The organism is Vibrio sp. L5-1 (genome assembly GCF_021728315.1).
GTDB lineage: Bacteria > Pseudomonadota > Gammaproteobacteria > Enterobacterales > Vibrionaceae > Vibrio > Vibrio splendidus_K.
The window spans coordinates 1,408,616-1,421,970 of record NZ_JAKKCQ010000001.1 but is presented as its reverse complement, the minus strand read 5'-3'; the positions used below and the strand labels follow the sequence as shown (position 1 = coordinate 1,421,970).

9 protein-coding genes are annotated in these 13,355 nt (G+C 44.9%); 6 read left to right on the top strand and 3 right to left on the bottom strand.

Annotated elements, in window-relative coordinates:
* Positions 1–30: 30 nt before the first annotated feature.
* Together uraD and puuE are read right to left on the bottom strand one after the other, a co-directional pair.
* The gene (gene uraD, locus L3V35_RS05860; protein WP_010432721.1) at positions 31–546 is read right to left on the bottom strand and encodes a 2-oxo-4-hydroxy-4-carboxy-5-ureidoimidazoline decarboxylase; all 516 of its coding nucleotides are present in this window, start codon (positions 544–546) and stop codon (positions 31–33) included.
* 22 nt (positions 547–568) lie between these two features.
* Positions 569–1,507, bottom strand: coding sequence for an allantoinase PuuE (gene puuE / locus L3V35_RS05855; RefSeq protein WP_054546197.1), 939 nt, complete (start codon positions 1,505–1,507; stop codon positions 569–571).
* Positions 1,508–1,918: 411 nt separating this feature from the next.
* On the opposite strand from puuE, the gene uraH reads away from it, so the two are divergent.
* The 6 genes from uraH to L3V35_RS05825 all read left to right on the top strand — a co-directional run bounded on the left by uraH (position 1,919) and on the right by L3V35_RS05825 (position 11,689).
* Positions 1,919–2,272 (top strand): hydroxyisourate hydrolase, encoded by a 354-nt coding sequence (gene uraH / locus L3V35_RS05850; protein WP_017075240.1) that lies wholly within the window; start codon positions 1,919–1,921, stop codon positions 2,270–2,272.
* Between the two features lie 247 nt (positions 2,273–2,519).
* Entirely contained in the window at positions 2,520–3,863 is a 1,344-nt protein-coding gene (locus L3V35_RS05845) for an NCS2 family permease (RefSeq protein ID WP_017075241.1), read from the top strand.
* A 262-nt stretch (positions 3,864–4,125) separates the two neighbouring features.
* Complete coding sequence (locus L3V35_RS05840) at positions 4,126–5,577, top strand: nucleobase:cation symporter-2 family protein (RefSeq protein ID WP_171312228.1); 1,452 nt, start codon at positions 4,126–4,128, stop codon at positions 5,575–5,577.
* A gap of 175 nt (positions 5,578–5,752) precedes the next feature.
* Positions 5,753–7,117: an 8-oxoguanine deaminase gene (locus L3V35_RS05835; protein ID WP_145563102.1), complete on the top strand. Its 1,365-nt coding sequence runs from the start codon at positions 5,753–5,755 to the stop codon at positions 7,115–7,117.
* A gap of 785 nt (positions 7,118–7,902) precedes the next feature.
* The gene (locus tag L3V35_RS05830; RefSeq protein WP_171312232.1) at positions 7,903–9,141 is read left to right on the top strand and encodes an alpha-xenorhabdolysin family binary toxin subunit A; all 1,239 of its coding nucleotides are present in this window, start codon (positions 7,903–7,905) and stop codon (positions 9,139–9,141) included.
* A gap of 151 nt (positions 9,142–9,292) precedes the next feature.
* A complete protein-coding gene (locus L3V35_RS05825) occupies positions 9,293–11,689 on the top strand; it encodes a hypothetical protein (RefSeq protein ID WP_237298833.1) in 2,397 nt (798 codons plus the stop codon).
* A 176-nt stretch (positions 11,690–11,865) separates the two neighbouring features.
* Here L3V35_RS05825 and L3V35_RS05820 read toward each other — a convergent pair whose 3' ends face one another.
* Positions 11,866–13,302: an amidohydrolase gene (locus L3V35_RS05820; protein WP_237298831.1), complete on the bottom strand. Its 1,437-nt coding sequence runs from the start codon at positions 13,300–13,302 to the stop codon at positions 11,866–11,868.
* Positions 13,303–13,355 lie beyond the last annotated feature (53 nt).

The window sequence follows — 13,355 nt, the reverse complement described above, 5'->3', positions numbered from 1 at the left end:
TGGGCTGAGATAGCTGTTAACTCCGTTAACTTACATATCCCAGAGACGAAACATCGCGATCTTGTTGATCTCTTGAATCGCCGTAGCAAACTCAGTTTCACTATCATTTCCTAATCGCATCTCGAACGACTCAAGAATTTGGTAACGATTGGCTCCCTTCACCGCCATGATAAAAGGGAAATTGAAGCGACTTTTGTAGCTGTTGTTATAAGAAGTGAATTTTTCAAATTCTTCGGCGTTGCACTGGTCGATGCCCGCCCCCGCTTGTTCTTTGGTCGACGACTCGGTAAGTTCGCCGTTTACTGCTGCTCGACCGGCTAAATCCGGGTGAGCATTGATCAAAGCCAACTGTTTGCCTTGGTCTGCACTTAACAAAGTCGATGCCATTTTCAGATGAAGATTCTCGATATGGTCGTCTTCGGCATTCAAACCTTGGTCATACACCAGTTCTGCAACCCACGGGCTGTGTTCGTAGACGTCAGCGAAGTGAGCGACAAAGATATCGCGGTCCATGGTTGTTGGTTGGCATGATCGAAATTTAGTCACGTTAAGCCTCCTTGCTTCACTGCTACTTTTGCGGTTGATGGATAGCGTTATTTGGTTGATATGGATGATGTTGGTGCCAGTGGTTAGCAATATCGATTCTACGACACAACCACACGCTGTCGTGCTCTTTGACGTAATCAAGGAAACGTCTTAATGCAGCAATACGACCGGGGCGACCAATCAAACGACAGTGAAGCCCAACCGACATCATTTTCGGTGCGGTTTCACCTTCCATATAAAGGGTGTCAAACGTGTCTTTCAGATACTGGAAGAACTGCTCACCCGAGTTGAAGCCTTGCGCGGTTGAAAAACGCATGTCGTTCACATCGAGAGTGTATGGGATCACCAGTTGCGGATAACCAGTCTCGGTGTGCCAATAAGGCAGGTCATCATCATAGGCATCCGAGTCGTAAAGAAAACCGCCCTCTTCTGCAACCAAACGACGCGTATTTGGACCCGTTCGACCTGTGTACCAACCTTGCGGGCGTTGCCCCGTCACTTGTTGGATGATTTCAATCGCTTTGGTCATGTGGTCGCGCTCTTCAGACTCATCAATGTATTGATAGTCTATCCAGCGATAACCGTGGCTACAGATTTCGTGACCGGCTTCGACCATGGCTTTGGCAACGTCTGGGTGACGCTCAATCGCCATAGCAACCGCAAATACAGTCAGTGGAATTTCATATTCATCGAACAAGCGAAGAACACGCCATACACCCGCACGGCTACCATATTCATAAATGGATTCCATGCTCATGTGACGTTCGCCTTTGATCGGCTGTGCGGACGGGATCTCTGAAAGAAAAGCCTCAGACTCGTCGTCTCCATGTAACAAACAACGCTCACCGCCCTCTTCATAGTTCAATACAAAAGAAACCGCGACGCGCGCATTACCTGGCCATTGAGGGTTTGGAGGGTTAGCTCCGTAACCGATCAAATTTCTTGAATAATCCTTATTCATCCAAGTACTCCTAACATAAGTGGTTGGCTTAGTCGCTCTTCAAGTGAGTCACCAAATGATTCAACCAAATGGATTATCGATAAACAGAGCAACCTTACCCCTGTACATTTATTGTATACAATTATTTATCTCAATGTAAAGATTTTGTTATTCAAGTTAAATTTACGCACCATTACCAATTAAAAACAACAACTTAACCAAGACAACACTCACCAAAAAACGATAATCAAGATCTATAAATTCAGAAAAAACGATACAGTGGTTAACATTTTTCCAACAATTCGCTTTACTAATTGTGTACAGTTCGTACATAGTTAGTGATAACAAAGTGACCAGTTGCATTCTTTGCAAGGTCGAAACAGACAGATAAACCACGGAACAGAGGAGCGCCAAAAGCGCTATTAAAGGACTATGGGAAGATTAACAACACACGTATTAGACACCACGCACGGCTTACCGGGCACAGAGATCAAAGTAGAGCTTTATAAGGTCAATGAAGACTCAACAGAAAAGCTGGCGACGGTGATCACCAACTCCGATGGCCGAACCGATGCGCCGATTCTGGCAGGGAATGATTTCCGTCCGGGGAAATATCAATTGGTGTTCTACGTTGCGGATTATTACAAAAGCAAAGGTGTGGAATTGGATGGCGTACCTTTCCTAGACGATGTGGTCATTCGTTTTGGTCTAGATGATCCAGAAGCGCATTATCACGTTCCTCTTCTCGTCTCGCCGTACAGTTTCTCCACCTATCGGGGCAGTTAGTCCCGTGACCTAGAACTTCGAACTAGGCTCAACCATCGAATAATAAACAGATTCGTGCGTGTATCTAAAATGATGCGCGCTCACTAAACACGCTCATATAAAAATACTAACAACGTTATTAGTTAGAGAGTTGATGACTAAACAACAGATAACTAAAGAAATAACGGCTAGGAAAAAACCTTAAAACTTAATATTGAAATCTCGCTGTATTCAATAAATGGATCACAACATAAAAGGACTTGCTGACATGAGTGAGAGTAAAACAGAAATACTCAACCAAGACGCGAATAACGGAATTTTAGAGAAACTCTTTAAAATTAAGGCCCACGGAAGCAGCGTGAAAGATGAATTAATGGGGGGTGTGACTACCTTCGCCACTATGGCTTACATCATCTTCGTTAACCCACAAATTATGGCCGCATCGGGTATGGATGCAGGGGCGGTATTCGTCGCAACCTGTATTGGTGCTGCGATCGGTTGTTTGTTAATGGGACTATTTGCGAACTGGCCTGTCGGCCTTGCACCAGGCATGGGCTTGAATGCCTTCTTCTCATTCACGGTAGTAAGCGAAATGGGCTACACCTGGGAAGTGGCGTTGGGTGCGGTGTTTATCTCCGGCATCTTGTTTGTCGGGATGAGTTTCTACAAGGTTCGACAATGGATAATCGAAAGTATCCCGGTGAGTCTGCGCTATGCCATGACAGCGGGTGTTGGCCTATTCTTAGGTCTAATTGGCCTTAAAACAGCGGGCATCGTCGTCGAAAATCCAGCGACTTTGGTTTCTTTAGGGGATTTTACTAAACCTGAAGCTCTATTGGCCGCTATCGCCTTCTTGATCATCGCGGTACTCAGTGAGCGTAAAATATTTGGTGCCGTGTTAATCGGAATTTTGAGTGTGACTCTGGTCGGCATGATGCTTGGCTTAGTGCATTACAACGGCTTCTTCGCGGCTCCACCAAGCTTAGCGCCTACATTCCTAAAAATGGACATTATGGGCGCGCTTGATGTTTCAATGATCAGCGTTATCTTGGCTTTCCTTTTCGTCAACATGTTCGATACCGCAGGTACTTTGATGGGCGTGGCTGAGCGTGCGAATCTGACGAACCCTGAGACAGGCAAGATCGAAGGTCTGAGCAAAGCGCTGAAAGCCGACAGTATCTCAAGCGTGGCAGGTGCGTGTGTGGGTTGTCCGCCAGTCACCAGTTACGTAGAAAGTGCCGCAGGCGTTGCAGCAGGCGCGCGAACTGGCTTATCAGCGATTGTGGTTGGCGTGTTGTTCTTAGCGGCGATTTTCCTATCGCCACTTGCAGGCATGATCCCCGCTTACGCAACCTCTGGCGCGCTGATTTACGTGGCGTTCGTAATGATGAGCAGCATGCAACACGTTGATTGGAAAGACTTCACCAACGGTGCGCCCGCAGCTATTACTGCCCTGATGATGCCACTGACATTCTCTATCGCAAATGGTATCGCACTGGGTTTCATTACCTACACGGTATTGAAATTAGCGACAGGCAAAACAAAAGACGTATCAATTTCGATGTACTTCCTAGCCGCGATTTTTGTCGCGAAGCTCGTGTTCATCGGTTAATCAAATCGTTCTTGAGCCGTCGCTTAGACATTTGGTCATTTAGAGATGGCTCAAGAATGAGTGCTTGGTTTGTTCACAAGCCAAGCTATTAAGACACATGCTAGAACAACATTTTTAAGAAAAAGCTAATAGTGCTAATCAGCGGAGTGCAGACGCATTCCGCTCGGTTAGTGCACCTTTTTTATGACCCTACGCAGTTTGTAGAAGTCATTATTTGACCGCCAATCGCCTGTAAACGGAAACGCAGGCAGAGGAATATCAAATGAAACTTCTGTACACCCTAAATGAAAGACCGCCTCACGGCTTAACCTTCCTACTCGCATTACAGCACATGCTCGCCTCGATTGGTGGCATTGTAGCTGTTCCCCTCATTGTCGGCGCTTCTATCGGCCTACCTAACACAGAGATCGTCTCGCTGATCAATGCTGCGCTGCTGGCGTCAGGTATTGTGACCGTCGCTCAATGCCTTGGTTTCGGCCCTGTAGGCATTCGACTGCCCGTTGTGATGGGCTCAAGCTTTGCCTTTTTAGGTGTGGCGATTTCGATCGGTAACGAAGGCGGCGTCGCCGCGATTATGGGCTCGGCGTTGATCGGCTCGTTTGTCGTGATTGGTGCCAGCTTCTACATGGACAAGGTTAGAAAGCTTTTTCCAACCGTGGTAAGTGGTGTGGTGGTTACCCTAATCGGCTTAACCATTTTACCGGTTGCCATGAATTGGGTCGGAGACTCGCCAGCCAATACTGAACAATTCGCTACACTACCAAAGCTGTTTCTAGCACTGGTCTCTTTGGGGATTGTGGTTGGTGTATCGGTTTACTGTAAAGGCGCGGTTGCCGCTTCTGCCATCGTGATTGGTTTAGCAGGCGGCTACATTGTGGCGCTATCGCTCGGCATGGTCGACCTTGAGCAAATCAGCTCTGCTGCTTGGGTTGGTGGTCCTGAACCTTTCAAGTATGGCTTTACCTTTTCTGCGAGTGCCATCATCAGCATGAGCTTGGTGTACATCGTGGTTATCGCCGAAGCAACAGGTGACTTCATGGCACTAGGCAACAACTGCCAAACCCAAGTCAGCGGTAAAGACTTAAAACGTGGTCTATTAGGCGATGGACTTGGTAGTACCTTGTCTTCCATTTTAACTGCAATGCCATTGGCGTCATTCAGTCAAAATGTCGGCATTGTAGGTATCACAGGTGTAGCAAGTCGCTATGTAGTGGCTGCAACCGGTGGTTTGCTAATTTTAGGTGGCTTATTCCCGAAATTAGCCGCTATTGCCGTCACGATTCCGAAACCTGTTCTAGGTGGTGTGGGTTTTGTGATGTTCGGTATGATTGCCTACGCGGGTATCCGCATGTTGATCAAGGCCGCAGACACCAAGCGAAATGCCTTGGTAATCTGTGTCGGTTTGGCGTCTGGCTTGGCCGTAACTTTCGAACCAAGATTGCTGCAACACTTGCCGCATGATCTAGCGAACTTTCTTCATTCTGGCATTACAACAGGCACCATCATGACGGTTCTGCTAAACCTTGTGTTGCCGAAATCTTCACGAGCAGAAGAGCAAGAAGCGTTGGCCGAGAGCCAAGCGCAAGTTGAGCTAGAAATGAAAGAACAGGCTGAAGAAGAACGACACTCAGACGAGCAATTAGAGATTCAACAAGCAAGTACAGAAGCAGACGTTCAAGCGGCATCAGAAAATTCTGAGCCAAAAACGAACTAGCTGATTCTCGAACTAACTGTTTCACTGACTAACGTAAAACCGATTTTCACAGAATCAGGGAATGATTAGAACATTGAACGTTTTAACGCCCCTGATTAGAATTTATCTATCAACAGCAAATACCAACAAAGACCCTCTTCCCTGAAAAGGCTGAGATGGCTAAGGACTACTATGAATGGAAACCATCTGGATTAAGAATCCTCTCGCAATCTACACTGGCTCACTGGCTGATGCAGAAGGCGGTATTGTCATTAAAGGTAATACAATCATTGAGCTGGTTGGCAAACACAAAGAGCCAACCTTACCCGTAGATTACAGCGTCGACGCCTCTCGTCATGTTGTAACTCCTGGGCTTATCAATGCGCACCACCACTTCTATCAAACCCTAACGCGAGCCTACCCCGGCGCACTGAATAAAGAACTCTTCCATTGGCTACAAAGCCTCTACCCTGTTTGGGCTAACCTCGATGCTGAGATGATGAGCCTTGCCACTGAACTGGCGCTGGTTGAGCTAATGATGTCAGGTTGTACGACAGCGTCAGACCATCATTACTTGATACCTAACGGGCTAGAGCACGCCATCGATTTACAAGTCGAGGCCGCAGAGAAACTGGGTGTAAGAGCGATATTCACTCGCGGCTCCATGAGCCTTGGGGAAGATGAAGGTGGACTACCTCCACGACACACCATTCAAACCGAACAGACCATCATTGATGACAGCCAACGCTTGATTCGTGATTACCACCAACGTGATGAAGGGGCGATGATTCAAATCGCACTCGCGCCTTGTTCGCCGTTTTCAGTTACCACCGATCTAATGAAAGAGACAGCCAAGATCAGTGAGCGTGAAAACGTGATGATGCACACTCACCTATGCGAAACCTTGGATGAAGAAGACTTCTGCATTGAGAAGTTTGGCTTACGCCCTGTCGATTATCTCGAAGATGTGGGCTGGTTGAATGAACGCACTTGGCTTGCTCATGGTATTCACTTCAACCCGGAAGAGATCAAGCGTTTGGGTAAAGCAGGCATTGGCATTAGCCACTGCCCGACGTCCAACATGATGCTGGCTTCTGGTATTTGTAAGAACAACGATCTTGAAGCAGCAGGCGTAAAAGTCGGGTTGGGTGTTGATGGTTCCGCCTCAAACGACGGTTCAAATATGATTGCCGAAGTGCGCATGGCAATGTATCTACAACGCCTGCAATATGGTTCTGCCAATGTTTCACACCTCGATGCACTGCGCTGGGCGACATCGGGCTCGGCACGCGCAATGGGCAGAACCGACATTGGAACGCTAGAGGTCGGTAAACAAGCCGACATCGCGATGTTCAAGCTCGATGATATTCGTTTCTCTGGTAGCCACGATCCACTCGCTGCATTACTACTTTGTGGTGCTCAACAAGCGGATAAAGTGATGGTGGCCGGAAAATGGCGAGTTAACGATGGTGCCGTTATTGGCGTAGACATGGAGCAACTGATGCACCGCCACCATGCTGCTGCAATGAAACTCGGTAAGTTGGCGATGAATAACCATTAGTTGAAACACTTGCCCATCAAACACTGCAAGCCAAAGCGAGTGGCTTTGATGGGCAAACCTCCATAAACGTCCGCAATGATTCGAAAACATCCCAAATCATCCCAAATCATCCCAAAAAAATGTAAACCTGATGCCTATCAGTCTATTTATCAATCTATTTCCTAATTAATTTCGACTCAATATACCAAAAACATTAACCGCTAATAATTAAAGAAAACCTAATTTAACTCTATCTAATATAAGATTGACTAATAAAACATTCACTAATAAAAAATCACTCATAACCCCTTCGGTAAATATCAAATCACCCGTACATTATTTGGCACAGATCAAATTTAAAACGTTCGTTCTATTTATATATTCATCAAATTAATCAACAGATTTAGTAATAATACGAATAATGGCGATAATTATATTTTTATCATTTACCACCTTTATGAATAGAATGAAAACCTCTCGAGACCTTTCCATACCTAGCCTGACAAAAGAACCAAAACTAATGATTCAAATATCATTAAATTCAATAGATCAACAAACGATCAATATGAATCCAAATGTGTGACCTAAATAGAACTTTTCATTATAAATCTGCTATAGATTGGCCAAATCTTATAAAAACAAAAAGCACATTAAAGAGGTTAGTTTTAAAGAACAAAAAATAATCACAAAAATAACAATATTAAAATATTCAATAACCCTTCATAAATATTTAAAAATACCATCTAAATGGTAGGGGGATTATTGACTTTGCAAAAAGCTAATAACAAATCTAACAGGGCTAAATAATGAAAAAAATCACAAGAACACTCGTATTATCTTCGATTTCGATTGGGCTACTTTCCTCTTTTGCACTCACTTCTCAAGCAGCTCCAGTTCAAATCAACCAAGCGTCAGCTGAACAAAACATACCTCAAGTCACCTACGACACGATCATCGGTGAAAATGGGGTCTTTATCGATCTAGAGACCGACAATTTTATTCTTAAGCAACAAGAGTGGTATCAAATCCAAGCGTATGTCGAAGGCGCTTTAGCGCTGCCGGTGACAGAAGCCAGTATGAAATCTACTTTAAGTATTCCTAACGACATTCCTTTCTCTAATTTCCAAGCACTGGTTCAGCAATACTCAAATATTCACGATACCGCCTTTTATTGGAAAAAAGATCTTTATCCAAGCATCGTTGGTCTTTCATTAAGCTTGGCCAATTACGTCCAAATTAAAGACTACATGCTTAACCCACTTAGCGATGCTTTGAATGAAATGCTGGCCAAAGCATTCTCGCCGCTCCCGGAAGATATCGAAGCGGTAGAACGCAATAGAAAGGTGGCGATCGCTTACCTGAAAAGCCTGCAGAGTTTTTCCATGAGATACCAACAAGAAGTGTCTGACGTTGGCGGTAACCTATTGGAATTTTCAGCTACATTAGATACACAAAAATTGCAGTTAGATGTATTAGAAGGCACTCACAACGGTTACCTAAGCGATGATGGCAGCGCGCTTCAACAACGAGTGAATGACATCAATGCACGTATCACTCAACTCAACAAAGACTACACTCACTATGTTACGGTCGCCTCTACCGCAGTAACTTATGCATGGTTCCCTCTGGTTGCAGGACCAATCATGGGCGTATACGGCGATAAAGCAGAAAAAGCGCGTAAGCTTCGTAACGAATTACAAAGTGAAGTAAAAGAGCTTCAAGACCAATTAACTTCTACGCAGAAAATATATAACTCTTATCATCGCTCTTCAGAGAGTATCGATATGATTTCTCAACAAATAGAAAATGCGATTCCACATATTAATAAGCTGAAACTAAATTGGCAGAAAATGAATGCCGACTTTACTTCACTGCTCGTTGCCTTAGAACAAGCCCAGAATAATGCAGACATCATGAAAGACGACGCAATGCTAGGCGCAATAGGCGCTCTTGCCAATACAACGGTTGCAGAAAGTAACTGGAGTAATATTAGTGAGAAAGCAAAAGCGTTCGCAAACAATGCATATATCCAAGAAATGGAATAGTCCATAGACCTCTCGATCATATAAAAACACAAAAAATATAACGCAATAGCCAAAAATATATCTCTAACAGAAAGCCACACCTTATCAAAATTAAGGTGCTGGCTTCTGCTACCCAAAATTTGGCAAATACTAATTTCGACAGGACATCAATATGAGACTTCTACCTATTATTATTTCTCTTTCATTCTCTCCACAGGCTTTTTCTAGCGATTGGCTTGAACTGAACAATTTACCCAATTCAACCGAATACCCAACTTGGGTTCAATCGGCCTATTCCGATGTCGGCGTTCTATCTCGTTCCACATCCGATTTACACATCAACCTCAGTGATTGGATAGCAGAACAAAACCTTTACGTCACTCAACCCTCAAAAATCGTCGTTTTTGCAGATACCATTGAAATTCCAGAGAATTTCAACTTGCTTGTAAACAACCAAAACATCCTTATTTTTGCGCGAAAAATCGTTGGCCAAGGCACGCCGACGTTTGTGCTCGGACAGCAAGGCTCTGCAGCCTCAATTTCTGTGATTGCCGGCGAAATAGAAACACCCATTAATGTGCTCGCTTTCCAAAGCGATGGCAGCATTACACGAGACGCCCTAACAGGAAAAACTGGTGATGGCGAGTCCGTGGTATTGGCAGGAGAACACTACCGAAGAACGACCATTGACTCGAACATTACTGGGCAAATGAAACTGGCTACTGAACCTTTTACAGACATTGTTAATCGCTCGTTTGATATGGCAGCCAGCTTATACGATACCAACCCAAAGCTTAGCCTCGACCTCATCAACTGGATTGAACAAAGCTTGCGTTACTCAGGTTCAGTGGTTGAAGACGATCCGATTCTTTCCGACCTTTACCTACAAACGGTCGCGTTCAAGCAATTCATTAGCTTCAGCACCAAAGAGAGCAATTACGTTCCTTATCTCGACAAGGTGTTATATCAAGATAAATACGAAGCCTATTTGAACGCTATGATCGCGTATCAAACTCAATGGGACATTATTCAAGATAGAAACACGGTCATTGAAGACAAGATTGAAGCCGCCAAGTTAGCACTCGCTAACATCGAAGACGTTCTACGCGCTCAGAGTTCGATCATCACACAAACCCAATCCAACATAGACAAGATAGGCGATAGCCTGACCGAGGTCGATAGCCAATATAAAGCACAAGAACTGGTCACTCTCAGTTCAAGAACCACTTATTTAGTTGGTGTCGAGAATTGGAAAACCCAACAACAACTCAATGTGGCTCTAGCAATATTCAAAGCAATAGCCGAAATTGGAAGTGCCGTGAGTGGGGTATTCACAGGCAACCTTTCTGGTGTGAATGACCTAACCGAGCAATTGGCTAAAACACCTGAAGCATTAGAAAAAGCGAAAAACCTCGTCACCAACATCAAGTCCGTCACAGGCATTATTGATAGCGTGACCAAAACGATTTCTGGCATTTCTCAGTTAACCGCGGATATTAAATCAACCATCAAGCTCCAGAAGGTATCTGAAGCTATGGATGGCTTTAACTTCAACATCCCAACCATCAATGAAAGCAATCTGGCGTGGGATTTGATGATCACCGAGATCCGCAGCAACTTAAGATATGCCGATAGCTTAGGTATCAAAGGAGCAAGACAATACCTACTCGAACTCGAAAAGCAGGTTCTGCTCGGTAAGGCAATTAACATCACGCAGCTTAACTTTGCTCACGAGCAAGCGAAGTTGGTAGACCTCTTGCTCACCAATAATGTGACTATCAATCAACAGCAAAGGTTGAACGATGCGATCGAGGGTTATCAAGTAGACACCGACAGCTTCGATTCGATTGAACGTGAACTATCACGAGTATTGATGCACTTCAAGCGTCCGATGTTCGTTGCTTTGTCTAACTATGTTCAGGCGTACGAATATTGGGCATTGAAGCCAAGCGAAGTTACGCCTTCTCTGAATAAAAGCTACTTGGACTACCAATTTGATTTGGCTACTGTCGAAAGTGAGTATGTAAATGCTCTGTCTTCTTTCCAACCAGCACCACAAGATTTCACCATCGACAACTACACCATTTCTAGCCCCGAGCAACTAGAGAGCTTTGCAACAACCGGACAACTAAACTTCACTATTCCATTAGAACAAGTCCAATTGTGTTCGTTTGACCGCGTTAGGCTTTCCACGGTACGAGTGTTCTTAGAAGGGGAAAACTTACCTTATGGCAAGCAACTCAACTTACGAGTTTCCAGTTCGGGTAATTATTTAGACCGATATGAGAACAAGGACTATCAGTTCAGTTCTAACCCTGTTTCACGCGCGTTCTATTACCGCCTAGATGATCCAACCACCAACGATGTTAGCATCATCACCGATGGTGCCGTGGCGAATAAATTCGAATACGCCTACTTCCAACCCACTCCGTTTTCATCATGGAATGTCACGCTCAACAACTTTGATAAAACCGAACAAACGAACAACCAGTACCTAAAAGATGTCGAACAAATTCGCGTCGAGTTCTTAGGTAGCGGTATTCCTAACGGCAACAGTTGCTCTAATTAGCTAAGTACTACTTTAGTTAGCCGAAGCCTTGCTTTAATTAACCAAGCGTCGATTTCATCCAAAGAACCGAGGTTCAAGGAGTAAGGTTCTGGAGAGAGTTCGTAACAAAAAGGCCGACATGATGTCGGCCTTACTTATTCATTCACTCTATTCGATTTTAGAATCAAGTTTACGTCTTAGTCCATCAAACTCTTAGACTTAATCGCCTTCTTAGAAAGCTCTTTGGCAAACGCTTTGATATCAGTTTCAAACTCATCGACACTTTGGCGGATTTCATCCAGTTGAACCGTCTGCATCACGCGGTTTTCCATTACGATTTGACCGTTAACGATAGTGGTGTCGATATTGCTTGGGTTCGCTTGGTAAACCAAAGTCGCGTATGGGTCGTAATTTGGCATCATGTTCGCTGATTGTGTCTCTACAATCACGATATCTGCTTTCTTTCCGACTTCAAGAGAACCGATTTGATCTTCCATGTGCAAAGCTTTCGCACCGCCTAATGTCGCCATCTCAATCACTTGCTCAGGGATCATGATGGTGCGATCGGAATGCTTCAATCGTTGCATGTTTGCTGCGTAACTTAGGGTACGCATGATATCAACTTGGTTTGAGCTCATGGGGCCATCGGTTCCCAAACCAATACGCATATCAGCTCGGTACATTTTCCACGCAGGAGCTATTCCTGTCGCACCTTTGGCGTTCGCCATTGGATTGTATGAGATACCCGCATCAGCCTGTTTCAATAGCTTTTGGTCGTTCTCTGAAAGGTGGATACCGTGAGCAATCACTACACGCTCATCGAGCACACCGATTTCATCCATGTATTCGACTGGTGACGTGGCTTCAGTTTCATCTTTGATACGCTTTTCTTCATTCGGAAATTCAGCAACGTGAATCAGCACTGGCACATCGTATTGAGCCGATAGCTTATTAATTTCTTGAAGCTTATCTTTACTCACGGTGTACACCGCATGTGGCGCATACGCCGGCGTGATTAGCTCATCGTTTTTGTACTGCTCGATAAAGCCTTTGGCATACTCAATCCCACCGTAAGGTTCTTTGGCATCGACCACCGGGAACTTAATCACGGTTTCGCCCAACACGGCGCGCAAGCCAACTTCTTTGGTCGCCTTCGCCATCTCATCCATGTGGTAATACATATCGGCATAAGTGGTCACGCCGCTTTGTGCCAGTTCGATGCTGCCTAGCTTAGTCGCGTTGTAAATCAGTTCACGGCTTAACTTTTCGGCTTCTAGAGGGAAGAAGTAAGCAAACAGACGATTCGAGATGCCCTCTTCCCCTAGGCCACGAAACGCGATCATAGGTAAATGGTTGTGAGCATTGACCATGCCCGGCATGACGATTCCATCTTGAGCATCAATCACTTTTTCTGCGCGATATTGAGTCATTAAATCCTCGTTACCGACTGCGATGATCTGGTCGTTTTTCACCACTACAACGCCATCTTCAATCACATCCATTTTTGAATTGATCGTGAGAACCTGTCCATTGGTGATGATCAGATCGGCGTTGTATGTTTGCGTCGCGACCGTCGAACCACAGCCTGCCAGTAGAACTGTGCTGATGGTGCATGCCAAGCTTTTGAGCGTCATTGCTAAACCTTAATGTTGTGCGTGTAATACCGTTAGCGGCTTCATCTTTAAGT

Bases quoted from the DNA above. Each gene is read 5' to 3' on its own strand.
- puuE (WP_054546197.1), bottom strand. From the start codon at position 1,507: ATGAATAAGGATTATTCAAGAAATTTGATCGGTTACGGAGCTAACCCT.
- uraH (WP_017075240.1), top strand. From the start codon at position 1,919: ATGGGAAGATTAACAACACACGTATTAGACACCACGCACGGCTTACCG.
- L3V35_RS05845 (WP_017075241.1), top strand. From the start codon at position 2,520: ATGAGTGAGAGTAAAACAGAAATACTCAACCAAGACGCGAATAACGGA.
- L3V35_RS05840 (WP_171312228.1), top strand. From the start codon at position 4,126: ATGAAACTTCTGTACACCCTAAATGAAAGACCGCCTCACGGCTTAACC.
- L3V35_RS05835 (WP_145563102.1), top strand. From the start codon at position 5,753: ATGGAAACCATCTGGATTAAGAATCCTCTCGCAATCTACACTGGCTCA.
- L3V35_RS05830 (WP_171312232.1), top strand. From the start codon at position 7,903: ATGAAAAAAATCACAAGAACACTCGTATTATCTTCGATTTCGATTGGG.
- L3V35_RS05825 (WP_237298833.1), top strand. From the start codon at position 9,293: ATGAGACTTCTACCTATTATTATTTCTCTTTCATTCTCTCCACAGGCT.
- L3V35_RS05820 (WP_237298831.1), bottom strand. From the start codon at position 13,302: ATGACGCTCAAAAGCTTGGCATGCACCATCAGCACAGTTCTACTGGCA.